This window comes from Exiguobacterium sp. s143, from assembly GCF_018618895.1.
GTDB classification, from domain to species: Bacteria; Bacillota; Bacilli; order Exiguobacteriales; family Exiguobacteriaceae; genus Exiguobacterium_A; species Exiguobacterium_A abrahamii.
On the sequence record NZ_JACSMX010000001.1, the window covers coordinates 1,183,473 to 1,209,054 of the forward strand.

At 50.6% G+C, this 25,582-nt stretch carries 23 protein-coding genes; 7 read left to right on the plus strand and 16 right to left on the minus strand.

Annotated features, from left to right (window positions below; all coding sequences use genetic code 11):
- Positions 1-173: 173 nt before the first annotated feature.
- The 16 genes from KNQ03_RS06345 to KNQ03_RS06420 all read right to left on the minus strand — a co-directional run bounded on the left by KNQ03_RS06345 (position 174) and on the right by KNQ03_RS06420 (position 20,062).
- Entirely contained in the window at positions 174-1,283 is a 1,110-nt protein-coding gene (locus tag KNQ03_RS06345; protein ID WP_149427770.1) for a DUF4097 family beta strand repeat-containing protein, read from the minus strand.
- Between the two features lie 100 nt (positions 1,284-1,383).
- Positions 1,384-4,239 (minus strand): excinuclease ABC subunit UvrA, encoded by a 2,856-nt coding sequence (uvrA, locus tag KNQ03_RS06350; RefSeq protein ID WP_214723899.1) that lies wholly within the window; start codon positions 4,237-4,239, stop codon positions 1,384-1,386.
- Between the two features lies 1 nt (position 4,240).
- Positions 4,241-6,208: an excinuclease ABC subunit UvrB gene (gene uvrB, locus KNQ03_RS06355; protein ID WP_029342490.1), complete on the minus strand. Its 1,968-nt coding sequence runs from the start codon at positions 6,206-6,208 to the stop codon at positions 4,241-4,243.
- Between the two features lie 206 nt (positions 6,209-6,414).
- On the minus strand, positions 6,415-7,578 hold the full coding sequence (locus tag KNQ03_RS06360; protein ID WP_214723902.1) for a PDZ domain-containing protein: 1,164 nt from the start codon (positions 7,576-7,578) through the stop codon (positions 6,415-6,417).
- Between the two features lie 22 nt (positions 7,579-7,600).
- Entirely contained in the window at positions 7,601-9,025 is a 1,425-nt protein-coding gene (locus KNQ03_RS06365; protein WP_050678706.1) for a S41 family peptidase, read from the minus strand.
- Positions 9,026-9,118: 93 nt separating this feature from the next.
- Positions 9,119-10,519: a M23 family metallopeptidase gene (locus KNQ03_RS06370; protein WP_214723904.1), complete on the minus strand. Its 1,401-nt coding sequence runs from the start codon at positions 10,517-10,519 to the stop codon at positions 9,119-9,121.
- Between the two features lie 40 nt (positions 10,520-10,559).
- On the minus strand, positions 10,560-11,459 hold the full coding sequence (gene ftsX / locus KNQ03_RS06375) for a permease-like cell division protein FtsX (RefSeq protein ID WP_214723906.1): 900 nt from the start codon (positions 11,457-11,459) through the stop codon (positions 10,560-10,562).
- Positions 11,449-12,135, minus strand: a complete 687-nt coding sequence (gene ftsE / locus KNQ03_RS06380) for a cell division ATP-binding protein FtsE (protein ID WP_035410018.1) — start codon at positions 12,133-12,135, stop codon at positions 11,449-11,451. The genes ftsX and ftsE overlap by 11 nt, the downstream gene beginning before the upstream one ends.
- 194 nt (positions 12,136-12,329) lie before the next feature.
- Positions 12,330-12,701 carry a cytochrome c551 gene (cccB, locus tag KNQ03_RS06385; RefSeq protein WP_208796364.1) on the minus strand — a complete coding sequence of 124 codons (372 nt, stop codon included), beginning with the start codon at positions 12,699-12,701 and terminating at the stop codon, positions 12,330-12,332.
- 114 nt (positions 12,702-12,815) lie between these two features.
- Positions 12,816-13,685 carry a YitT family protein gene (locus KNQ03_RS06390; protein WP_023469242.1) on the minus strand — a complete coding sequence of 290 codons (870 nt, stop codon included), beginning with the start codon at positions 13,683-13,685 and terminating at the stop codon, positions 12,816-12,818.
- Positions 13,686-13,782: 97 nt separating this feature from the next.
- Positions 13,783-14,286 carry a GNAT family N-acetyltransferase gene (locus KNQ03_RS06395; RefSeq protein WP_214723908.1) on the minus strand — a complete coding sequence of 168 codons (504 nt, stop codon included), beginning with the start codon at positions 14,284-14,286 and terminating at the stop codon, positions 13,783-13,785.
- Complete coding sequence (locus KNQ03_RS06400; protein WP_214723910.1) at positions 14,286-15,053, minus strand: class I SAM-dependent methyltransferase; 768 nt, start codon at positions 15,051-15,053, stop codon at positions 14,286-14,288. Before KNQ03_RS06400 ends, KNQ03_RS06395 begins: the two co-directional genes overlap by 1 nt.
- Before the next feature lie 60 nt (positions 15,054-15,113).
- Positions 15,114-16,214 carry a peptide chain release factor 2 gene (gene prfB, locus KNQ03_RS06405; RefSeq protein ID WP_023469245.1) on the minus strand — a complete coding sequence of 367 codons (1,101 nt, stop codon included), beginning with the start codon at positions 16,212-16,214 and terminating at the stop codon, positions 15,114-15,116.
- 68 nt (positions 16,215-16,282) lie between these two features.
- On the minus strand, positions 16,283-18,802 hold the full coding sequence (gene secA / locus KNQ03_RS06410) for a preprotein translocase subunit SecA (protein WP_214723912.1): 2,520 nt from the start codon (positions 18,800-18,802) through the stop codon (positions 16,283-16,285).
- Positions 18,803-19,018: 216 nt separating this feature from the next.
- Complete coding sequence (hpf, locus tag KNQ03_RS06415) at positions 19,019-19,582, minus strand: ribosome hibernation-promoting factor, HPF/YfiA family (protein ID WP_023469247.1); 564 nt, start codon at positions 19,580-19,582, stop codon at positions 19,019-19,021.
- Between the two features lie 279 nt (positions 19,583-19,861).
- Positions 19,862-20,062, minus strand: coding sequence for a cold shock domain-containing protein (locus KNQ03_RS06420; protein ID WP_023469248.1), 201 nt, complete (start codon positions 20,060-20,062; stop codon positions 19,862-19,864).
- Positions 20,063-20,313: 251 nt separating this feature from the next.
- On the opposite strand from KNQ03_RS06420, the gene KNQ03_RS06425 reads away from it, so the two are divergent.
- The 7 genes from KNQ03_RS06425 (at position 20,314) to KNQ03_RS06455 (ending at position 25,505) form a co-directional block, all read left to right on the plus strand.
- A complete protein-coding gene (locus KNQ03_RS06425; RefSeq protein WP_029342501.1) occupies positions 20,314-20,820 on the plus strand; it encodes a competence protein ComK in 507 nt (168 codons plus the stop codon).
- Positions 20,821-20,928: 108 nt separating this feature from the next.
- Positions 20,929-22,782, plus strand: a complete 1,854-nt coding sequence (locus tag KNQ03_RS06430) for a hypothetical protein (protein WP_149427777.1) — start codon at positions 20,929-20,931, stop codon at positions 22,780-22,782.
- Positions 22,783-22,797: 15 nt separating this feature from the next.
- Positions 22,798-23,088 carry an EscU/YscU/HrcU family type III secretion system export apparatus switch protein gene (locus tag KNQ03_RS06435; RefSeq protein ID WP_029342503.1) on the plus strand — a complete coding sequence of 97 codons (291 nt, stop codon included), beginning with the start codon at positions 22,798-22,800 and terminating at the stop codon, positions 23,086-23,088.
- Positions 23,085-23,477, plus strand: coding sequence for a flagellar export chaperone FliS (locus KNQ03_RS06440; protein ID WP_214723915.1), 393 nt, complete (start codon positions 23,085-23,087; stop codon positions 23,475-23,477). Before KNQ03_RS06435 ends, KNQ03_RS06440 begins: the two co-directional genes overlap by 4 nt.
- Positions 23,474-24,364 carry a flagellin N-terminal helical domain-containing protein gene (locus KNQ03_RS06445; RefSeq protein WP_149427779.1) on the plus strand — a complete coding sequence of 297 codons (891 nt, stop codon included), beginning with the start codon at positions 23,474-23,476 and terminating at the stop codon, positions 24,362-24,364. Before KNQ03_RS06440 ends, KNQ03_RS06445 begins: the two co-directional genes overlap by 4 nt.
- A 13-nt stretch (positions 24,365-24,377) precedes the next feature.
- On the plus strand, positions 24,378-24,818 hold the full coding sequence (locus KNQ03_RS06450) for a YaaR family protein (RefSeq protein ID WP_149427780.1): 441 nt from the start codon (positions 24,378-24,380) through the stop codon (positions 24,816-24,818).
- 24 nt (positions 24,819-24,842) lie between these two features.
- The gene (locus KNQ03_RS06455) at positions 24,843-25,505 is read left to right on the plus strand and encodes a DUF2225 domain-containing protein (RefSeq protein WP_064299405.1); all 663 of its coding nucleotides are present in this window, start codon (positions 24,843-24,845) and stop codon (positions 25,503-25,505) included.
- Positions 25,506-25,582 lie beyond the last annotated feature (77 nt).

A 25,582-nucleotide genomic window follows, 5' to 3' on the forward strand; every position in this document is an offset into this window, starting at 1 on the left:
GTGACTCCTACAGGAAAAAGTGCGGACGTCCGCGCTGTCAGAGACAAACGAGACCCGGCTTACTCTAGAACGACGTAGCCGCGGCTTGTGTCTCGCCTGAGGAAAGCACGCAAAGCGGATAAGACGTCATAAGAAAAGCGCAACCTCTTTTTCAAGAAGTTGCGCTAGTATGCTTATAACGCTTGTGGACTGAGGTGAACACCGTGCGTGACCGAAATCGTACCTGTCTTCGTATCCGCTTCGACCTCGATTTTTGGTGAACGACCGCGTCCTGAGACGAAATGGAGTTTCCGGTTGACGATCTCTTTTTGATCCCGGATCAATTCCATGTCATCGAGGTTGCAGTTGAGACCACCGAAGTTCGTCTCGAGTTCCCCGTAGACTTCAGCGCCGTGCGGCAACATCAAGGCGATGCTTCCAGCAAGCGACGACGCTTTGACCTTCGCATTTTGCGCTGTCTTCAGCTCGCAGCGGACGTTTCCGTTCGCCGTTTTTAGTTCTGAACGTTCGAAGACACCTGTCGTGATGATTTGTCCATTGGCTGTCTTCGCCTTTAAGACTTTCAACTCCGACTCTTCGATTTCAATCGAACCGTTCGCTGTCGATACTTTGACGTCCTCACTGAACAGATCGCGGACGTTGACTCGACCGTTTGCTGTCATCAGTTGAGCGGATGTCGTGTCGAGTGACGTCAGCGAAATTTCCCCGTTTAGCGTCTGTAAGACGAATGATTCGTAATGACGACGTGGTACTTTCAGATGGACTGTCGCACGGACACTCTTATCCTTCAAACGGATTGAGAGTGTGTTCGCCGAGACCGCGTGTTGAACAGCAGCTTGAAGTTGCTCAAGCGCCTGTTCTTCCGTCACCTGTTGGCGACGGAGCGGACGTCCTGTCACCGTCAATTCGCATTCTTCGAGATCACTCGGTTCGACGACCAAGTTCGCATTGAACAGATCGACGTGAACCGTCTCACCGCTGAACGGGAATTGTTTGACGTAGGTGACGTTCGGACCGGACGCCTGATTAAGCGAAAGATCACTGTCCTTGATTCGGCTGACGAGATTATCGAACGCTGACATGACTTTCGTCGTCAGTGAATCGACGGAATACTGGTCGACCCGATCATATTGTTCTGGTTCATCGACGTACTTATGTTCACTGGCAGAAGTTGCACGTTCGTCGATCGCTTCGAGCCGCTCAAGTTTATCGAGTGCCTCATCAATCGTTAACTTTCCTTCTTTGACTTGCTCCAATATCAATTGACGCATATCTTGCTTCATGAACCGTTCCCTCCTATTCTTGAACCTCAAACGTGTGTTACATGATACTTTCGTTTAAGTTCCCTTAGTTCCTCCCTACGAATCCTCATCCATAAAAGTTTCATGATTCAATTCGTGCCGCATCGCGTTCAAGGACAGGTGCGAGGTATCGTCCCGTGTAAGATGCTTCGACTTCAGCAATCTGTTCCGGTGTACCGGCAGCAACGATTGTTCCGCCACCGTCGCCTCCCTCTGGTCCCAGATCAATCAAGTAGTCTGCCGTCTTGATGACATCTAAGTTGTGTTCGATGACGAGCACCGTATCACCATTATCGACGAGACGTTGCAAGACTTTCAACAGACGCGCGATATCGTGGACGTGGAGTCCTGTCGTCGGCTCATCAAGAATATAGATCGTCTTCCCAGTCGAGCGCTTATGCAACTCGGACGCCAGTTTAACACGTTGGGCTTCCCCGCCAGACAGTTCCGTCGCGGGTTGACCGAGACGCATGTACGTCAGACCGACGTCAGCGATCGTCTGCAATTTCCGCGTGATCTTCGGAATGTTCTCGAAGAAGGCAAGGGCATCTTCAACCGTCATCTCAAGGACATCGGCAATCGTCTTGCCTTTATACTTCACTTCGAGTGTTTCGCGGTTGTAGCGTTTCCCGTGACAGACTTCACACGGAACATAGACGTCCGGTAAGAAGTGCATCTCAATCTTGATGATTCCGTCGCCGCGACACGCTTCACAGCGTCCACCCTTGATGTTGAAACTGAAACGCCCTTTTTTGTAACCACGGAGTTTCGCTTCGTTCGTCGAAGCAAAGACGTCCCGAATGTCATCGAAGACACCGGTATAGGTTGCTGGGTTCGAGCGTGGTGTCCGACCGATTGGTGACTGGTCGATGTCGATGACCTTATCGATTTGATCCAGACCGGTGATTCCTTTATGAGCACCCGGTTTTTCCTTCGCCCGGTTCATCTCGTGCGCGATCGTCTTATAAAGAATTTCATTGATCAAGGTCGATTTCCCGGATCCCGAGACACCGGTCACAGCAACGAACAGACCAAGCGGAATGTCGACATCGACGTTCTTCAAGTTGTTTTCCGATGCTTTGTGGATATGGAGCATCCGACCGTCTGGCTCTTTGCGTGTCGATGGAACAGGAATGAACTTCTTCCCGGACAAGTATTGACCTGTCAACGAGTTCGCATCCTGCATCAACTCTTCCGGTTTCCCGGCTGCCGTGACGAATCCACCGTGATCGCCGGCACCTGGTCCGATATCAATCAAGTAATCGGCTGCCATCATCGTGTCTTCATCGTGCTCGACGACGATCAATGTATTGCCGAGATCACGCATCGCCTTCAGCGTATTGATCAAACGATCATTATCGCGTTGGTGTAAACCGATCGACGGTTCATCAAGAACGTAGAGGACGCCCGTCAGACGCGAACCGATTTGAGTCGCAAGACGAATCCGTTGCGCTTCTCCACCGGACAACGTCCCCGCTGCGCGTGAGATTGTCAGGTAATCGAGACCAACGTTCTCAAGGAACGACGCTCGTTCATGAATCTCACGGACGATCATCCGCGAAATCGTCTGATCCTTCTCACTTAATTTCTCGGGCAGTTCGTCAAAGAACATGACCGCTTGTTTGACAGACATCTTCGTCACTTCACCGATATGGTGATCGGATACTTTGACGGCGAGCGATTCCCGTTTCAAGCGGTGTCCTTTACACGTCGGACATGCCTTCTTCGCCATGTAGCCTTCCATCTGTTCCCGAATATAATCAGACGACGTCTCCTTGAAGCGACGTTGTAAGTTATTGAGGACCCCTTCGAAGTAGAGGTTCGTATTTCGGACCATCCCGAAGTCATTCTCATAACGGAAGTGGATCTCTTCCTTCGTGTTTCCGTTCAAGATCGTTTCGCGATGTTCTTCTGACAACTGTTCGAACGGTGTATCCATATCGATCTTGAAATGGTCACAGACCGCTTTGAGCAATTGAGGATAATACTGCGAACTTGTCGGTTCCCAGGCAACGATTGCCCCTTCGTTCAATGACTTATCGGGATGTGGCACGACGAGATCGACATCGACCTCAAGCTTCGTTCCGAGACCGTCACATGACGTACAAGCACCAAACGGTGAGTTGAACGAGAACATGCGTGGTTCGAGTTCGCCGATCGAGAAGCCACAGATCGGACAAGCATGGTGTTCACTGAACAACAGTTCGTTGCCGTCCATCGTATCGACGATGACCCGACCGTCCGCGAGGCGAAGGGCAGTCTCGAGTGAGTCCGCCAGACGGGCTTCGACGTCTGGTCGCACGACGACACGGTCGACGACGACTTCGATCGAGTGTTTCTTGTTTTTCTCAAGCGTGATCTCTTCGGCGAGATCCATCGTCTCTCCGTTGACACGGACGCGGACGAAACCTTCCTTCTTCAAATCGTCGAGAATCTTGACGTGCGTCCCTTTGCGTCCGGAAACGATTGGCGCGAGAATTTGCAGACGGGTCCGCTCCGGTAACTCCATCACTTGGTCAACCATCTGACTGATCGTCTGGCTCGAAATCTCGATTCCATGATTTGGACAGATCGGTTTACCAATCCGTGCGTACAACAGACGCAAATAGTCATAGATCTCTGTGACCGTTCCAACCGTCGAACGTGGGTTTTTACTCGTCGTCTTCTGGTCGATTGAAATTGCTGGACTCAGTCCTTCGATCGTGTCGACATCCGGTTTATCCATCTGTCCGAGGAACTGACGGGCATAGGCAGATAAACTTTCGACATAACGACGTTGTCCTTCAGCGTAAATCGTGTCGAAGGCAAGCGACGATTTCCCTGACCCGGACAAGCCCGTCAAGACGACGAGCTGATCGCGGGGGATTTCGACATCGATGTTTTGTAGATTATTGACGCGAGCGCCTTTGATGATAATCTGATTCTTCTTTTCTCCCAACTTAGGCACCTGCTTTCAATTCTAATATGAGGTCGCGGAGTTCAGCAGCTCGTTCGAACTGCATGTCTTTCGCCGCTTGACGCATCTCTTGGTCGAGCTGCTCAAGCAACGTTTCGCGCTCCGGTTTTTTGAGTTTGTTGAACTTCTCGAGTTTTTCGACAGTGTCGTCGCTCTCGATCGTCGTACTGATGACACCACGAACGTCTTTTTTGATCGTCTGCGGCGTGATACCATGTTCTTCGTTGAACGCCATCTGGATCGCGCGACGGCGTTCCGTCTCATCGATCGCGCGTTGCATCGAATCGGTTACTTTATCGGCAAACAAGATGACGTGTCCTTCCGAGTTCCGAGCCGCCCGACCAATCGTTTGAATCAGCGAACGGTCCGAACGGAGGAACCCTTCCTTATCGGCATCAAGAATCGTCACGAGTGAGACTTCCGGAATATCGAGTCCTTCTCGTAACAAGTTGATCCCGACGAGGACATCGTATTTTCCGAGTCGTAAGTCACGGATGATTTCAATCCGTTCCAGTGTCTTGATCTCCGAGTGCATATAGTTGACCTTGACACCATTCTCTTTCAAGTAATCGGTCAAATCTTCTGCCATCTTCTTCGTCAGTGTCGTCACGAGAACACGTTCGTTCTTCGCGACCCGGTCACGGATGTTATCCATCAAGTAATCGATTTGTCCCGTGATTGGATGAATCTCGATCGTCGGATCGACGAGGCCGGTCGGACGGATGATTTGCTCGACCATCTCTTTCGAATGTTCGAGTTCATACGGTCCTGGTGTCGCCGAGATATAGATTGCCTGACTGACTTTTTCCTCAAACTCCTCGAACCGTAAAGGACGGTTGTCTTTTGCCGACGGAAGACGGAAGCCGTGATCGACAAGGACTTGTTTCCGTGCCTGGTCTCCGTTATACATCCCGCGAATTTGCGGCAGTGTGACGTGCGACTCATCGGCAACGAGTAAGAAGTCCTTCGGGAAGTAATCGAGCAAAGTATACGGTGTTGCCCCTTCTGGCATCAAGTTCAAATGACGCGAGTAGTTCTCGATTCCGGAACAATAGCCCATCTCACGCATCATCTCAAGGTCGTAGTTCGTCCGTTGTTCGAGCCGTTGCGCTTCGAGCAACTGATTGTCTTCGCGTAACTTCGCAAGCTGGACCTCTAGTTCCTTCTCGATGTTCGCGATCGCTTTTTGCAGACGGGTATCTCCCGTCACGAAGTGGGACGCCGGGAAGATCGAGATGTGCTCGCGGTCCGCAACGATCTCACCTGTCAGCGGATCCATGTCACGGATCCGTTCGATCTCGTCACCGAAGAACTCGACCCGGACACACTGTTCGTCGCGGGACGCCGGGAAGATTTCGACGACGTCTCCCCGGACACGGAACCGTCCGCGCTGGAAGTCGATGTCATTACGCTCGTACTGGATGTCGATCAAGCGACGGAGCATCTCGTTTCGCCCCATCTCATTGCCAACACGTAGTGACAAGACGTGGTTGTTGTACTCTTCCGGGTTACCGAGACCATAAATACACGAGACAGACGCAACGATCAAGACGTCCTCCCGTTCGAACAGGGCGGACGTCGCCGAGTGACGTAGTTTATCAATCTCGTCGTTGATCGAAGAGTCTTTCTCAATGAACGTATCCGTCGATGGGACATACGCCTCCGGTTGGTAATAATCATAAAAACTAACGAAGTATTCGACCGCATTGTTCGGGAAGAATTCCTTGAACTCCGAGTAGAGTTGTCCCGCTAGTGTTTTGTTGTGGGCAAGGACGAGCGTCGGTTTTTTGATTTCCTTGATGACGTTCGAGACCGTGAACGTCTTCCCGGTACCAGTCGCCCCAAGCAACGTCTGATGTCGTTCGCCTTGTTTTAGCCCAGTCACCAATTTTTCGATTGCCGTCGGCTGATCACCGCCTGGCTCAAATGGTGAAACGAGTTCAAATTCCATCGTTTGCTTCCCCCTCATCACGTAAAAAATCTATTTTTATTGTACCACTTTACGAACAAACATTCGATTATGAAGTGCTCCTTTTAGGAAGTTACCCTTTTTTTCGAAAATGCAAAAGTTTCTTTTTTGCTTCGAGTGTTGATCCTCGATTTTTCTGCCGACAAAAAAATCCCCGTCACGGCTGTTCCGTGACAGGGATGTACTCGTTAATGCAAGGACCGCACTTTAGTGCGACCATGGACCGGCTCATTGACGAACAGGATGCCGAGCTCATGATGATCTTGTTCATAGAAGGCACGTTGCGCAAACCGGATATCTCCGTTATGGTTCATGACTTCAAGACGCAGATACGGTTTGTGTTTTTGGATGGCTTCGTAGAACGATGTTTCCGAATCGACCTTTTCACCATTGACCTTATAAATCGCTTCGCCCGGAATCAAGCCCATCTCGGCAGCTGGTTTATCAGGTAGCGTTCCGAGAATGACGGCACCACGTGTTCCATTGAGGAACAATGGTGTCTGTGCCCGGTTCAAGCGTTTGACCCGCTGATGCAATAGGATATGCAGGACGAGCAACAAGACGATCCCATACAGCCATTCCGCTTGTCCGGTGACGTACGCAAGAACCGTCAAGAGAATCGCGACGAGACTCGTAATCAAACGTCCTTGAACAAGCGGACGCATCAATTCTTTCGGCAGCTTACCCGTAAAGAGGAAGCTGAAGCCGATTGGTAACCAGAGAACGATCGGAACGAGCTCTGGGAAGCTGTAACGTGGCCACCAGGCTTCAAGCACATCGCCCGGAACAAAGACAAGCAAAGGCAACAGCCAAAGTTTATTCGCTGACAGTCCACCGATGAAGCGACCACGCTTCGAGACGACGAGTGACGGTGACAGGCGTCGTTGCCCGCGCCACCAGACGAGTAGACATTCCGCGACGAGCGTTAACGTCGCAAGCAATAAAATCATTTTCGGCTCAACCGCTCGAACCGGATCAAGACGTGAATCCATTAGGAACCAGCCGGCAAGTCCAAGCAAAACGATCGGCCAAAGCGGTACGTTCAAGCGAACGATACCGACCAACAGCAGGACGCTTGAGAGTCCGAGTAACAACAGAGCGTATTGCGGCGTCAGCGTCAATCCAAGCCAGCCACTGACGACGGATAAGACGAGACCAATTAGTAACCCGGGTAAAAGTGTTTCGAGGACATCACTTCGTTTTCCGTGTGTCCGGGAGCGAAATAGTCCACGTTCCCGTTTGACACGCCGGATGCCGATGACCCAACTGACAAGGAGTGCTAACCACAAGGTCGGACTGGCGATGAGACTAATCGCGGTCCAACCAATTTCATCGAGTAATTCCACGCGCATTCAGACCTCTTTCCATTCCTTATTATTGAGCAGCGACCTCGAGTGCTTTTTTTCGCTGGACGTCATTTTTGTCGTCCTCGAGTTTCTTCAGGAGACGTGTCTCCATCTCACCCGCTGTCTGCTGATCGATTTTTCCAGTGACGTCGAGTTTCGCATCCTTTTGCAAGGCTTCGACGGCTTGCTTCATCGTGTCACCGAAATACCCATCCTGTCCTTTTGGCTCGTAACCGATTGCTTCGAGGACCAGGTGAGCGTTTTCGACCGATTTTCCATAATCACCGACTTCAAGTGACTTCTGATCAGTCAAAATCTTCGTGACGTTGAAGTATGCTGGTTGCTTGACTTCGATCGTTGGCTTGACCCCTTTTTTATGGATCCAGTTACCGTCCGGCGTCAGCCATTTGTTCGTCGTCAACTTCAAATCACTACCATCCTTCAAATCATACGCACTTTGAACGATGCCTTTACCGAACGATTTTGTACCGACGACCTCAGCCCCGGCTCCTTCCTTCAGACCGGCTGCCAGAATCTCGGACGCGGACGCGGATCCGCCATCTTCGAGCACGACGATGTTATAAGGTTTCTTCTCGTCTGCTTTCCCGAATTCCTGCTGCCGCTCCCCTTTATTGTTCTCGACTTGATAAATCGGAACGTCCTTCGGAATGAACGGTGCAATCATGCTTGAGACAGCCGTCAAAAGACCACCCGGATTCCCACGAACGTCGATGACGAGTCCATCGATGTTCTGACTCTCAAGTTTCGCGAGCCCCTTTTCGAACTCTTTAGCCGTCGGTTCTGAGAACTGCGTCACTTGCAAGACACCAATTTTCTTCCCGTTGACGTCCTCAGTCGACGTATAGACCGTCTCAATCGGAATCGTATCCCGTTTGATCGTGATGTCCATCGCGTCTTGTCCACTTCGCTGAATCGTCAGGACGACGTTCGTTCCTTTTTCACCACGGATTTTCTTGACCGCTTGATCCGTCTTTTGCCCTTTCGTCGACTTGCCGTCGATTTCTAAGATGACGTCACCCGGTTTGATCCCGGCTTTTTCAGCAGGTGATCCCTTAATCGGTGAAACGATGACGATCGACTCGCCTTTTTGTTCAAGCGTCGCACCGATCCCTTCGAACGAAGACGATAGATTCGTATTGAACGATGCCGTCTCCGACTCATCCATATAGACGGAATACGGATCGTCAAGCACTTCCGCCATACCGGACAACGCACCGTCCAGCAGTTCTTTATCCGTTACGTCCTCTAGATAGTTCTGTTCGATCATTTGACGGACCTGATCGACTTTTTTCCAATCACCCGTCGCATTCGCCGACGACGATGACGTCGAGACAGAATCCGTTCCGCCAGCCGCTAACATCCCGACGGCGCCTGCCCCTAAACCAAGCCCGAAGGTACTGACCGCGATGACTGCTGTTGTAGATTTTTTCACGCTTGATTCCCCACTTCCATTAAAAACGCAGTATTTTTTTCAGTATAGCAAAAAAAGATAGGTTACCCTATCTTTTCGGTATTCTATGGGATGTCAAAAGATGTACGGTGCCGGATCCACTGCATTTGGTTGCCCGACCGCCCATTCTCCCTTATGCAATTCGAAATGCAGATGCGGTCCTGTTGACCAGCCAGTTGAGCCGAGCGTCCCGACCGTTTGACCTGGCATGACCGTTTGACCCGCCGACACACTGATCGAGTCGAGATGCGCATAGACGGTCGTATAGACCTGTCTGTCGATCAAATGCGTCACCATGACGACATTTCCGTACCCGGTCGCACTACCGGCACGGAGGACGATCCCACCGGCTGCCGCATGAATCGGAGTCCCTTTCGCATTGACGAGATCGATGCCCGTATGCAACTCCGGTTTCCCTGTCAACGGATTGTTCCGCGGACCAAATGGTGACGACACATAGCCTTTGACTGGTAAGTGGAACGGTCGACTGACGTCGACATCAACACTCGTATCCGGTGTTGCACTTGGCGTCTCGGTCTCAGGAACCGACGTCTCTGTTTTAGGTGTCTCTGCTTTCGGCGCCTCTTTCTGTTCCTGTTGCGCTGCTGCCTCTCGTGCAGCTTCAGCAGCTTCTGCGGCTTCCGCTTGACGTTTGGCTTCTGCTGCCCGCGCGGCTTCTTCGGCTTTGCGTTTCGCCTCTTCTTTTGCTTTTCGCTCCGCTTCTTGCAAGGCGATCAATTCGTTTTGGATCAGACGACGCTGATCCGCAAGGATTTCCGCCTCTTCGGCTTTTGAGAACTGCTCTTGTTGTAGTTCCTTGACCTTCGTGTTCAACTGGACGACGAGCTTCCGCTTCAAATCAGACTCCGCGATGATCCGCGTCTGAAGCACGAGTAACTTCCGTTGTTCCTGTTTCATGCTCTCCAGTAATAACGCTTGTTCCGAGCGCTGTTCGCTCAGTTGCTTGACGTTTGCCTTATAGGCTTGCAAGACATTATCATCTTGCTTGATGATCTCGCTGACCGTACTGAAACGCGAAATCAAATCACCAAAATCCTTTGCATCGAGCAGGACCTCGATGTATTTGATGTCTCCTTTTTGCTGGACGGCACGCAATCGGCTTCCGAGCAAATCTTCTTGCTGATGCAGTTCCTTCAACGTCTCGGAAATCGCTTCTTCCGTCAGACGCAATTGTTCCTTGGATGCAGCAACAGCCGCTTGTTGATCGGCTATTTTAAGCGCTAAATCATCCAAACGGCTGTTGACTTCATCCAGTTGCGCACGGGCTTCCTTGCGCTCCTGTTTCGTCAAGATTAACTTCTCTGATGTCTGATTCTGTGATCGTTCCGTCTCTTTCAGACGGCTTTCGACCTCCTGTTGTTCCTTCAGCAAATCTTCTTTCGACGTGGCATCAACGGACACACTAGTTCCAATCAAAGCTAAGCTCAGGACGGCAGAATAGAATCGGACTTTCATGAGAAGCATCTCTCCTCTATTTTATTTTTGAGTGAATCACTTAAATCTTCAAGAAACGACCGAGTGATGTCGTCGATCCCCATACACCGATGAATGCACCGAGTCCGAGTAGAATCAAGACGACTTGTGCCGACAGTTCACTTGGTGGAATCAGCGAGAAGATTCCCGCATTCACGGTAGCAAGTTGCGGTTGGATCGCGTTGTATGAGACTTCGTAACCGAAGTAGACGACGACGATCGGGATGATGGCACCTAATATGCCCATCAATAATCCTTCGACGAAGAACGGTGCACGGATGAATCCGTTTTTCGCTCCGACGAGGCGCATGATCTCGATTTCCCGGCGACGGGAGAAGATCGTGACTTTGATCGTGTTCGAAATGAGGAACATTGCCATGAATGTCAATCCGACGATCAGGATGATTCCACCGATCCGAACTCCTTCAAGGAAGTTAAACATCTTTTTAACATAGTCCTTACCATATTCGACACTATCTACATTTTCCATTTTTTTGATGGAATTTGCAAGTGTTTCTGTCTCTTTTGGTGAGGTAGCTTTGACGATATATCGGTCGTGAAGTGGGTTATCCTTTTCAACCGACTGATAAGCTTGTGAGCCTTCGCCAAGTTGCTCCTTGAAGCGGTCCAGTTCTTCTTCTTTCGAACTATAACGAACAGAGTTGACACCCGGCATCTGCTTGAGGGAGTCACCCACTGCATCAATCTTCGACTGGTCTGCTTCCCGTTCGACGAACACTTGGATTTCAACGTCTTTTTCGACGTTATCGGAAATCTTGTTGACGTTGAACATGAGCATCGCGAATATTCCTACGAGAAGTAAAGTGACGGTAACAGCACTGACAGAAGCGAATGTCATCCAGCCGTTCCGGACGAGACCTTTTGCCCCTTCCCGTAAATGACGGAATCCATTAAACTTCATAGCCGTACATTCCTTTCTCTTCGTCTCGGACGATTTTTCCTCCGTCGATCGCTAAGACACGATGACGCATCTTGTTAACGATGTCTCGGTTGTGTGTCGCCATTACGACCGTTGTCCCACGGCGATAGATCTCTTCGAACACTTCCATGATCTCCCATGCTGTATCCGGGTCTAGGTTCCCAGTCGGCTCATCGGCGATGACGAGTGACGGACGATTGACGATGGCTCTCGCGATCGAGATCCGTTGTTGTTCGCCCCCAGATAATTCGTCCGGATAGTTGCGCTCTTTATGCTTGAGCTTCACGAGATCGAGGACCTCGAGGACTTTCTTTCGGATTTGTGCTTTGTCTTCTCCTACGACTTCTAGCGCGAAGGCAACATTTTCATAAACCGTCAATGACGGGAGTAGTTTGAAATCTTGGAAGATGACGCCGATTTGGCGACGAAGTTCGGGGATTTGACGGTTTTTCAGCTTACCGACTTCGATTCCTTTAAATAAAAATGAACCGCTCGTGGGTTTCTCTTCGCGGTACATCATTTTCATGAATGTTGATTTACCCGCACCCGACGGACCGACGATATAGACGAATTCGCCTTGATTGATCGTCAAATCGACCTCACGGAGTGCCGTGACGCCGTTCGGATAAATCTTACTGATTCGTTGCATCTTGATCACGTACTTCACATCCTTACTTATTTACTGATGCTGAATGGATAGGTCTAAAAACCTACCGACCACCATTATAACAGGGACAAAATTGAACGCACATTACAATCAAATGTCATTTCAGGCGATTATACCACAAAAAAGAGGCACGAATGACGAACACATGTCGTGTGTGTCATCTCGTACCCCATCATATCCCATAATTACTTTTTCTCAGCGAGCCAGTCAGCAACGGCAACGATTTCTTCATCCTCTTTGAGGATTCCAGCAGGCATTTGCCCTTTCCCGTTCTTGATGATCTCTTGGATCTCTTCTGAAGAGTACTTCGAGCCGACCTTCGTCAGGTTCGGTCCGACATTTCCTTCAAGGTTGTTCCCGTGACACGATGCACAGTTGTTCGCGAAGATTTTTTCCGCATCGACGGCTGTTTCCGTCTTCGACGAATCATCGTTCATCGTCGACTCTTCCTTCGTGCTTGACGAATCGCTAGAGCTTGAGTCGTCACTACCACCACATGCTGCGAGTGCAAGTGTCGTGCCTAACCCTAACGCGAGTAACAAGTTTTTCAGCTTCATCCGGATATCCCCCTCTGTAAGTATCTAAGTAAACGCTTCTGACCTAGTTAGAGTATAACCGTTATCCGGAAGAGTTAAGCGTGATTTCACAAAAACTTCACGAGTTCGGGACAATTACGGCACATTCCGGTAGCGTTTGTCGTCCGTAAAACCAAGTCCCAGTACTTCATGGGCTTCACTGACGACGAGGAACGCTGACGGATCGATGTGTTTGACGATTTCTTTGAGCGTCGTGATCTCCCCTTGGCGGACGACGACCATCAGCATCGGTTTCCGTGTCCGTGTGAACGCACCTGCTGCCTCGATCTCCGTCGCTCCGCGATCGAGCGTCTCGAAGATTTCCTTCACTAACGCTTCCCGCTGATCGGAGATGATATAGGCGAGCTTGTCGTTCGTGATCCCAAGCTGGACGACGTCGATCATCTTGATTGTGATGAACAAGGCGACGAGCGCATACAATCCGATCTCGAGCGAGAAGATTGTCGCTGCACTGATGACGATCGTTCCGTCGAGCAAGGCAATACAGAGATGGAGCGGCAACTTCGTGAAGCGATGCAAGATTTGCGCAATCAAATCCATTCCCCCGGTCGACGCTCGTCCCCTGAAGATCAGACCGAGTCCGATTCCGACACCGGCACCGCCGAAAATCGCGGCAAGCATCGGATTCATCGTCGCAGCCGGAACATCGAACCGCTCATACACGAGGATGACGACCGGTAAAAAGATTGAACCGACGAGTGATTTGACACCAAAGCCCATCCCGAGGATCATCCACCCGATCGCGAGCAAGACGACGTTTGCGACGAGCTGGAACAAGCCTGGCGAGATCCCGAACAAATCGTTCAAGACGATTGATAAGCCACTAACGCCTCCTGAGGCGAGTTGATTCGGTGCTAAAAATAAACTAAAGGCACTTGCGACGAACAAGGACCCGATTAACAAATACGCATAATCGCGCACGACTTCCTGACGCGTCGATGTCATGACATTCCATTTCCCCTTATCGATTGATTCTCGTGTTTCATTTTAGCGGAAAAGTCAGACAACGACTAGAGAGGCGGAACAACTCACAGTGTTCCCTTTATACCGCACTAAAGGGCGGACTGTAGCGGACGATGCCGCTAACACCACGCAACCCATTTCGTTCAAGCGCAAGAACGAGAAAGACCTCTGGCGGAACGGGGAACGGCGGCTGAATATCATAGTCGATCGCCCGTTCGAAACCGAACTGTGGATAATAGCTGTCGTGACCAAGCACTACAATGTGTGATTCGCCAGCATCCCGCGCATCCTCAATCACTTGACGGATCAATTCAGAGCCGATGCCCTTTCGTTGCCACGCAGGAAATACGCCGACCGGCGCCAAGGCAAGTGACGGGATGTCATCGATATAAATCCGGCTCAAGAGAACATGACCGACGATTTCTCCTTTGTCGGTCACGGCGACGCGACCAAAAACTGGTTGCGCCGCATCGTCCTCGCGTAACGCATCAACGAGGTTCGCTTCGTTTGGTTGTTCGAACGCTGCTTCATGGACAAGCCGGATTCCCGCTGCATCCTTAAAGCCTTCTTTCCGAATGATCATCAGCTATTGCTCCCTTCGAGTGGTTTCGTTGCGAGAAGCGTGAACTCGGACGGGATGTTCTCACCGTTCCAGCCACGATGCTCGTCGAACCGGTCTAATGTGAAACGTGTCGCGATGATCCCGTTCAAGATCTCGCTCAGCGTAAAATAACGGACGGAGACGTCCGGAAAAGCAACTTGTTCCGCAGCCGTAAAGTGCGTCTTGTACGCCAAGTCACCCGCTTGCAACGCTTGATCGAAATAACGCGGTCGATACGTCAAGTCCGCATCGATCCAACGTCCGACTGGATGAAAATCGCTAAGGATCAACTGTCCACCAGGCCGCAAGATCGTAAACAGAATCTGCAGAAAACGCTCGAGATCCGCAAAATAATGCAAAATCCCGCCTTCTAAGTAGAGGAGATCAAACGTATCACGATATCGTTCAAGATCGATCGCATAAAGATCGCCGACGACATATTGAATTGATGTCTCAGCATGGTGCGCCAGTTCAAGCGCATACTTGGCATTCTCCTCTGAAATATCAAACACCGTGACGTCCGCCCCGAGTAACGCTAACGGCACCGCCTTGCGTCCGTTCGAACCACAGATGTTCGCGATCGTCTTCCCGGCGACGTCTTCGAAATGACGACGATGTTTCTTCAAACATGCGGCGGGATCTTGTTTGATGATCGCAGCATATTCCGCCGGTGTACCGTCGCGTTTCTCCCAAAATTCATACGCCCGGTACTCCCACGCTTGTTTGTTGATCCGACTTTGCTCCTGCATGACTGTTCCCCCTTTGACGGTCAAAAAACCAGTCGAACATCGTCCGACTGGTTGGTTGTCTTACATATTCATCAGACGGAGGTACGCATCGATGAAGCCCATGATGTCACCATCCATTGCTCCTTGCGTGTTCCCGACTTCATAGTTCGTCCGGTGATCCTTGACCATGCTGTATGGGTGGAAGACGTACGAACGGATTTGGCTACCCCATGCGATATCCGATTTTTCACCACGGATCTCGTCGAGTTTCTTTTGTTGCTCTTCGATTTCGCGTTGGTAGAGTTTCGCTTTCAACATTTTCATTGCTGCTTCACGGTTTTTGATCTGCGACCGTTCTTGTTGACAAGAGACGACGACGCCTGTCGGAACGTGTGTGATCCGGACAGCCGAGTCCGTCGTATTGATGTGCTGACCACCGGCACCAGAGGCACGGTACGTATCGATCCGTAAATCTTCCGTACGGACTTCGATGTCGATGTCATCGTTGAATTCCGGCATGACGTCACACGAGACGAACGATGTATGACGGCGACCTGACGAGTCAAACGGTGAGATCCGGACTAAACGATGGATCCCTTTTTCGGCTTTTAAGTATCCATAGGCATTGTGCCCTTGAATACGGAGCGTGACCGATTTAACACCGGCTTCATCACCTGGTTGGTAGTCCATCGTTTCGACTTTCCAGCCTTGCTTGTCGCAGAAACGTTGGTACATCCGCAACAGCATCGATGCCCAGTCTTGCGACTCGGTACCACCTGCACCTGGGTGTAGCTCGAGGATCGCGTTGTTCGCGTCATACTCGCCGTTCAAGAGGATTTGTAGTTCGAAGTCTTCGAACTTCTTCTTAAGGTCGCCAAGTTCTGACTCGAGCTCTTCTTGAAGATCCGCATCCGGCTCTTCCTTGATCAATTCGTACGTCAAAGCAACGTTTTCGTGACCTGCTTCGAGTTCTTTGTATTTGTCGACCATCGCTTTTAAGCCGTTCGACTCATCGATGACTTTTTGTGCCGATTCCTGGTTGTTCCAGAAGTCTGGGTACGTCATCTCGTTTTCAAGTTCTTCGATCCGGGCAATCTTCGACTCGAGGTCGAGTGATGCCTTATATTCGTCGAGTTTCTTTTCCATCCACTCGGCGGTGTTGCGAATTTCTGCTAATTCCATGTGTTCCACCTTCTCTTTCCGTGAAAAGAGGCAGGAATCTCCTGCCTCTCTTTCAGTCGATTCATCACTTATGCCTGACGGCCGTGACAGTTCTTATATTTCTTACCGGATCCACACCAGCACGGATCGTTGCGTCCGATTTGGTCGTTTGGATTTTTCCGGACCGGCTTTTTCTTGACCGCTTTGTCTTCCTTACCCGAAACGGCGACTTCGTCTTGGACGACTTTTTCGCGTTTGAGGTTCGGATCGAGATCTGCCCGAAGGACGAATTGTGTCACTTCTTCAGCGATCGCAGCGTTCATCGCATCAAACATCATCGAACCTTCCGATTGGTATTCACGGAGCGGGTCGTTTTGACCGTATGCCCGGAGGTGAATCCCTTCACGGAGTTGATCCATTTGATCGATGTGGTTCATCCAGTGTTGGTCGACGGCACGAAGAACGATGACTTTTTCGAACTCATCGAATGCTTCGGCTGGTACTTCTGACCGTTTGTGCTCGTAGTGTGCGAATGTCCGCTCTTTGAGCAACTCGATGATTTCTTCGCGTTCTTTTCCGAAGAGGTCGCTTTCCGTGACCTTCTCTTCGATCGCAAGCGTCTGGTTCGCCCACTCCGCAAGCGCACCGATGCTCCACTCTTCCGGGACGAACTCGACCGGCGTGTACTGATGGACGCCTGCTTCGATCGTCTGCTCGATCATCGGACGGACGATATCTGACACGGAACCCGCATCGAGAATCGCTGCCCGGTCCGCGTACATGACTTTCCGTTGGTCCGCCATGACGTTATCGTAGCCGAGGACTTGTTTCCGCGCATCGAAGTTGTTGCCTTCGACGCGTTTTTGAGCCGATTCAACGGCACGAGACACCATCCGGCTCTCGATTGGTTGTGAATCATCCATTCCGAGACGATCCATCATCGATTGCAGCGAATCAGAACCGAAACGACGCATCAATTCATCTTCAAGTGACAGATAGAATTGTGATGCCCCTGGGTCCCCTTGACGACCGGCACGACCACGGAGCTGGTTATCGATCCGACGTGATTCATGACGCTCTGTTCCGAGGATGTAGAGACCGCCTTTTTCCAATACACCTTGACCGAGCTTGATGTCGGTACCACGACCGGCCATGTTCGTTGCGATCGTGACCGAGTTCGCTTGACCGGCGTTCTCGATGATTTCCGCTTCACGCGCGTGGTTCTTCGCGTTCAAGACTTCGTGACGGATGCCACGTTTCTTGAGGATATTGCTGAGTAACTCCGACGTCTCAACGGCAACCGTACCGACGAGGACAGGCTGTCCTTCGCGGTGGGCACGTTCGATTTCGTCTGCGACGGCAGCAAACTTCCCGTTCATCGTCTTGAAGATCAAGTCCGGCATATCGTTTCGGACGACTGGTTTGTTCGTCGGAACCGGTACGACGTGCATGTTGTAGATGTTACGGAACTCTTCTTCCTCTGTCTTCGCTGTACCCGTCATCCCGGCAAGCTTCGTATACATCCGGAAGAAGTTTTGGTACGTGATCGTCGCAAGCGTCATTGATTCGCGTTGAATCTCGACGCCTTCCTTCGCTTCGATCGCTTGGTGCAGACCTTCCGAGTAACGACGCCCTTCCATGACACGACCTGTGAACTGGTCGATGATCATGACTTCGTCTTCACGAACCATATAGTCGACATCACGATGCATGACGGCGTTTGCTCGGAGTGCGAGGCTCAAGTGATGGTTGAGTGAGACGTGCTCGAGACCAAACAAGTTATCGATGCCGAAGTATTTCTCAGCGCGGTCGATCCCTTGCTCCGTCAACAGGACACTCTTCGTTTTGATGTCGACCGTGTAGTCTTCATCTGCCTTCATGATTTTCGCAAATGCATCAGCTTGTGAATAGAGTGCTGTCGATTTCTCGGCAGACCCTGAGATGATGAGTGGTGTCCGCGCTTCATCGACGAGAATCGAGTCGACTTCATCGACGACGGCGTAATGGAGCGGTCTTTGAACACGGTCTTCTTTATACAGGACCATGTTGTCACGCAAGTAGTCGAAACCGAACTCGTTGTTCGTTCCGTACGTGATGTCACAGCTGTATGCTGCTTGTTTTTCCTGACGCGACATGCTTGAGAGGTTCAAGCCGACCGATAGACCAAGGGCCGCATAAAGAGGTTCCATGATGTCACGGTCACGTTTTGCAAGATATTCGTTGACGGTAACGACGTGAACGCCGTTGCCAGCGAGGGCATTCAAATAAACAGGGAGTGTCGCGACGAGCGTCTTACCTTCCCCGGTCTTCATTTCGGCGATATCACCGTTATGCAGGACATATCCACCGATCAACTGAACGCGGTAGTGGCGCATGCCGAGAACGCGTGTCGAAACTTCGCGACAGACGGCGAAAGCTTCCGGTAAAATATCATCTAAGTCTTCTCCGTTAGCGAGACGCTCACGGAATTCAACGACTTTTCCTTCGAGTTCTTGATCCGATAACGCACCAATTTGTGTCTCGAATGATTCCACAGCATCTGCTGCTTTTTCGGCTTTCTTCAGGACACGTTTCGTTGGTGCAAATAATTCTTTTAGAAAATTAGCCATGCCTTACAGTCCCCTTACTTCGAACGATTCTTTGAACGAACAGAATTCCGAGATTTTTCCTTTATTCAGTGTACCGAATACGACGTCAAATTTCAACAAGCGGACCGAGTAGCGGTCTCGGTCTTTTGTCATAGAGCAAACGTACCTTGTGTAAAAATAGTTTTTCATCATATCAAAAAGGGACCCGCCCGTAAGAGCGAGTCCCTGTTGTATTCATTATTCTGGTTCAATCAAACCGTAACGACCATCCTTACGACGGTAGACGACGTTCGTGTTGCCCGTTTCTGCGTCTGAGAAGACGAAGAATGCGTGTCCGAGCATGTCCATCTGAAGAATTGCTTCTTCCGTATCCATTGGTTTGAGTGTGAAACGCTTCGTCCGAACGAGTTCGAGTTCTGCCTCGTCCTCTTCATAGACAGGCGCTTCCGCTTCCGGTCCTTCGAGCGTTTTGAAGTACTCTCCGATGCCGCCTTCTTTAGCGCGCCCTCTCCGGTTCAACTTTGTTTTGTGTTTCCGGATCTGACGTTCGAGCTTATCGACGACGAGGTCGATCGCTGCATACATATCGCCATTGATGTCCTCTGCACGGAGCAAGAGGTTTGGCATTGGAATCGTCACTTCGACTTTTTGCTTCTCATTGTTGACTTTGAGATTGACATAAGCCGTTTGCGCTTCCGTAGGAGTTGTAAAATAACGAGTTAACTTTTCAAGCTTTTTCTCGACGTAATCCTTGAGAGCATCTGTGACGTCCAAGTTTTCACCGCGAATGTTGTAGATCATGTAAACTCCTCCTTAAGTAACCGGTTGAACCTATGAATTCGAGATGATTCAGTCGTTTCCTTCTGAATATTCGAAATTCTTTGGTTCGTTTTTATTATAGCACGATAAGTGAAGGAAGACCATGAAAACGATGACATTCTCATGAACGTTCCCATCTGTTCTTAGCGTACGATAATATTGAAGCATGTTGATGTTAACGTATATACCCGTTTTATTCGAACTCAAAACAAAAACCGCTTTTAGGCGAATAGCCTAAAAACGGTGGCGGCTGCTATTGGATTAGATCTTTGAAACGTTCGCAGCTTGTGGACCACGATCGCCTTCAACGATTTCAAATTCCACTTCTTCGCCTTCTTCAAGTGATTTGTAACCATCGACTTGAATCGCTGAGAAGTGTACGAATACGTCTTTCGCGTCAGACGTCTCGATGAAACCATAACCCTTTTCAGCATTAAACCATTTTACTTTACCTTGTTCCATTCGAATTCACGTTCCCTTCGCAAACCAGAGTTCGAGAGCAAGCTCTCTACGGCTTAGTCTATCAAAAGAAGGAATTATTTACAATTAAAAATTCTGATTAATTTGAATTCATTCAGAAAAATGAATAATATTCCCTACTTATTGGTCTATATTTCAAAAAATTACGTTGTCATTACAGTTGTATTATTGTATTATATCGTTAGTAATTACCTATTTTATCCATTGTCCTATCTTAAGGAGGATGTAGTCGAATGCGACCATTCCATAATGACGAAAAGTATCGAATCACGAAACGGACGGTGGCGATTCTCCCGTGCTACGACATGATGAAGCAATCCATCATCGTACTCGAGGATGGCTCGACCATCATGACACCGCTTCGGCCGTATCAACTACTGCAGCTTTCCTGCAGGCAATACAACAGTTCCATCGAGGAACGCATCGTGACAGCAAAACGTGTCGCATCTGTAAAAGGAAAAGTCCCAGTCGTCATTGAACCGACACTTGGCCTCGTGTTTTTCCCAACGAAATCACCGAAACGTGATGATTGCGAGTGGTACGCTTGGAGCCACATGTCCGAAGTCATCGAGGAAGACGGACAGACGAAGCTCAAGACTCGTAATGGCATGATCCTTCCCGTAAACGCCTCTCCTTACATCGTCCGCAACCAAATGAAAGCAACTGGCGAGCTGATGGCTCGTTATCAACAATTGAACGCGATGACATTAGAGGAACGCTTTAATGCAATCAAATCTTAAGCAGTGACCGTAAAAAAATCAGGGTTGGGCGATGAATTCGCTCAATCCTTTTTGGTTTCTACCGATATATAATGAGATGACAGTTTTAAAAAACAAGGAGGCTTCTCGATGAACATCCAATTGAACCCGGCACGTCCGGCGCAATCCCCTGGTCAGACGCCGCTTTCGGAGACGAAGACCTATAAAGGAACGGTCCTTGAGAAGACCGGTCCACATACGGCTCTCGTCCAGGTCGGTCGGGATAAGATCGAGATGACCTTCACGGGCGACGTCCCGACAGGTGATTTCCAGTTCAAGGTCAAAGGACAGACCGCAGAAGGTTACTTGATCGAACGGTTGACTCCAGCGACACCGGACGCAGAGACGCCACCTGTCCTGTCCGTTCCCTCAAACGTCGATCCTGCCTTACTTGAAGGCGTACCAGCGGAACTGAAACAGGCCGTCGCAAAGTTACTCGCAAGCGGTCAACTGCCGCAGACACCGGAAATCGTCGCCCAGCTCGTGACAGCACTGCAGGGGACATACAAGGACTTAGCACTCGAACTCGTGTCGCGACCAGACATGACATTGCCAGCAGACGCCGACGTCTTGATCGCAAGTCTCCTCGCAACGACGGAAGATTATCCGGACGTCCTGCCGGAACGCGACGCCTTAAAGGAGCAGCCGACGTTCGAAAAAGCTGTCGCGCTTGATGTCGCCCGCGTCACCCTGCCAACGCAACGCGAGATCGAGACAGCATCGCCACTCCATATCCGGCAATACATCGAACACCTACCAGCAGAGAAACGCCCAGCACTCGTCGCTACGCTCGAACGAGGCGATGTCGAAACAGTCCGCAAACAGCTGACGCCCTACTTCCCGCAAGCGCCGCTTGAGCCGAAGACGAGCGTCCGCGAGCAATTAATTGGTCTGACAGCACGGGCAAGTCAACCGGAAGCTCAAGCAGCGCAATCGGCTCCGGTCCGCTCTGCCTTGACGCTTGTCCGCGAAGTGACGCCACGGCTCGCTGAGATCACGAATGATTTCAAGAGCCAACAACGAACGATCGTCTCGCAACTTCGCCAGATCGAACCACTCGTTGAGACGCGTCCTGTCCAGATGGTCGCCGTCATCGAGAGCACGGCGCAACGCTTAAAACAAGTCTTCCAACAAACGGACGCTTTACTGCATACATCGATGAAAGACGAAAAACAGTTGATCCATTTCTTATCGAAACTTGAACGGGGCGCAGAACTAGCACTACTCGGACGAGGGACGGAAGTAAAAGCCGTCTTACAGGAAGTCCGGATCGCCTTTGAAGCCTTCCGTTATGCGCCAGCAAACATTCGTCCGACTTACTTACCGGAGATGCAAGGATTACCACCGCAAGCACCAGCGTTACCAGCGCAAGTAGCAACAAAAGCTGTTCCGTATGAGCCGCAACAGAACAGTCCACGCCTTTTGCAGGAGACCGTCCAAAAGACGCTTCAGCTCCAGACAGCGGAACTGAAACTCAGTACGCCGGCAGCGAATCCGGAAGCCGCCAAATTGCAGACGTTCCTCGCAGCACAACAGCAAGTCAATAAACCGGACAGCCAGCAACAGTTGAACCAGATTCTCCTGGCGTTACCGGTCCAACTCGTCGAAGCGACGGCAGGACTCCACGTTCACTTGCAAAATAAACGTCCGGACGAAGTGATCGACTGGGAAAACAATACGTTGTATGTCCAGCTCAATACGCCGCGCCTCGGTGAAATCGGTGTCCGCGTTGAGACCGTCAACCGAAAGATGCAGATCACGATTGAAAATGATTTCCCAGTTCTTGAACAACTGGCGACCCCGTTCCTCGACCGAACGACGGATGCCTTGCAAGCGACCGGTTACCAAGACGTCCGAATCCAGTTCCGTCCGTTCACGCGCGAGCAAGTGACGGAGACCGTCAAACAAGACGAGATACCGCGTGGCTACGACTATCGTATCTAAAAAGGAGAGACCGTTATGTATCAGAAAATCGATTTAACCGGACGCAAGACCGCTGCCGTCCTCCGCTACGATGAAGCATCCGGTCAAGCACCGGTCGTCGTCGCTCGGGCCAGCGGACAAGCCGCCGATCGAATCCTACAAGAAGCACGAGCAAACGGTGTCGCGATCGAACACGATACGTCACTGCTCGGTCACTTACTTGATCTTGATCTCGGAACAGCGATTCCCCCGCAACTGTACGACGTGATGGCAGAACTGCTCTTATTGATCGAAGAACTCGACAACGCGAAAGGACGGCAAACATGACAGAACAAGAACTCTACGCGATGACCCCGCAACAGCTGACGGAAGTCATGCTGACGGGGCTCGTCCTACAATATGATCGCGCCACGATTGCGCGTGACGCGATCCGCTTTGACGAAGTCAACGAACGTTTACAAAAAGCCTATCAGTTACTCGACAAACTGCAGGCAGGGTTACACGACGACGGTGGCATCATCACCGCACAACTCGATGCCATCTACCACTATCTTGCCGAGCAGACGTTACACGTCTATAAGACACCAAGTATCTTAGACGAACTACTCGAACTGGCAGAAGACTTACGCGTCACTTGGCAAGCGGCGCAGACCGTCGATCGACCACTCGTGCGCGCCGCACATCATCAACGATACGAAGGGATGGAATACGAATGAGAATCACGAATAACGTCCAAGCCTTGAAGGCTTATCGCAACCTCAGCATCAACCAGGCGAACGTCAAGACGACGATGGATAAACTATCGAGCGGTCAGAAGATCAACCGGGGTGCGGATGATGCAGCTGGTCTCGCGATCTCGGAGAAGATGCGTAATCGCTTGAAGGCACTTGATAAAGCGGAACAGAATGTCCTCGATGGTGTCTCGATGATTCAGACGGCTGAAGGCGGCTTGAGTGAAACGCATAATCTGTTGCAACGGATGCGCGAACTCGCCGTCCAAGCTGGTAACAGCACACTCGCGACAGAAGACCGGACAGCAATTCAAGAAGAGATCAACCAGTTGACGAACGAAGTCTCGCGGATCGCGAAGACGACGCAGTTCAACGGCAAAGAATTGTTGAGCGGCAAGTTCAACGATGCCGACAGTGCCCTGTTCATCCAAACGAATGCGGGAGCCAACGAAGGCATCTCGATCACGATTAACGACATGCAAGCCCTCGCGATTGGTGTCAGTTCAACGACACAAGCTGATCCGTCAATCCGTCCGCTTGATTTCCCGAGTGGTGATGCACCCGAGTATGCCCTTAGCGTCATGACGGCAACGGACGCGAATGACGCGATCAGCCAGTATACGAAAGCAATCGATACGATCTCCCAGCAACGGGCACAACTCGGGGCAATCCAGAACCGGTTCGAAGCAACATCATCCGTCCTCAGTGTCAGCGTCGAGAACTTAACAGCGTCGGAATCACGGATTCGCGATACTGATATGGCGCGTGAGATGATGGAATATGCGAAATACAACATCCTTAACCAATCGGGGATGGCAATGATCGCTCAAGCGAACGCCTTGCCGCAAGGCGTCTTACAATTACTCAACTAAGGAGGCAGACCCGATGGATATCCGCCGCATCCAAGAAACGCAACGACTCCAGTCCTTAAAGGGTGGTCCGCGTGAAGTCGAAGCGTCGACGACCTTCTCTGCCTTGATGCAAGAGAAACGGGACCACAAAGGTTACGAGCGCCTGCAACAAAAGCTCGCGCTCGTCGAAGAACACGGACAATTGCTCGCTGAGAGCCAGACGATCGAACATCTCGAAAGCTACAAAGAAAAGATTAAGGATTTCCTAAAAGATGCCCTCGACCAATCGCAACAACTTGAAGAAAAGCGTGGCTTTAATCGCCGCGGTCGGACGAAAATCTATAAAGTCGTCGAACAAGTCGATGCAAAGCTCCTCCAGTTGACGAATACCGTCATCTCTGGTGAGTCGCGCCGTCTCGATATCCTCGACCAAATCGGCGAAATCAAAGGGATGCTCGTCAACGTTTTCGTTTAATTCAAATTAGAGGAGTTCCTCCACATGCCAGACCTATATCTAAAAAAATGTACCTGCCCCTTCTGCCTGAAGACGACAGAAACGAAACGAGTCCTGTCGCGGCATATCCGTGTCGCTTCGACGGACTTTGATGGCTTCATCCGTCATCAAGGCGTCAACGTCTATCTCTATGAACCGGTTCAGTGTAGTCATTGTCGGTTCTTCTTCCACGAGTCGTTCGGAAAGTTATCACCAGACGTTCGGGCGACCTTACAAGATCACATCCTGCCGACGCTTCCTGTCTTACCATTTGCCGGGACGGAGCGGACGATCGAGCAGGCAATTCAGCTCTATAAGCTTTGCCTCTACACGGCTCAAGTGACGGAGCAAAAACCAGCGATCCAAGCGATGCTCGGAGTTCGTCTATCCTGGTTGCATCGTTTGACCGGTCAATCAGCGGAAGAACAACTCTGGGCCAACCGAGCAATCGAGAAGTATGTCTCGCTTTACGAAAATTACACATCCGTTAAAGAAAGTGGTATTCCAGAAGATGTTCTATGGCTTCGGATTGCTGATTTATATGCTGTGACAAAAGACAAAGAACATGCCCGTTTATGGTACAGCCGTTTGTTCCAAAGTCAAACGGCGACCGACAAAGTTAAAAAAGACGCACGAACCCACTGGGAATGGGTGCAAGAGCAGGATTGATCCTTGTTCGTCAATAGACGCAACAAGGATTTTTTTCCCCACTCGTCGAAAGGAGCCAACACACCGCTTCAGGAAAG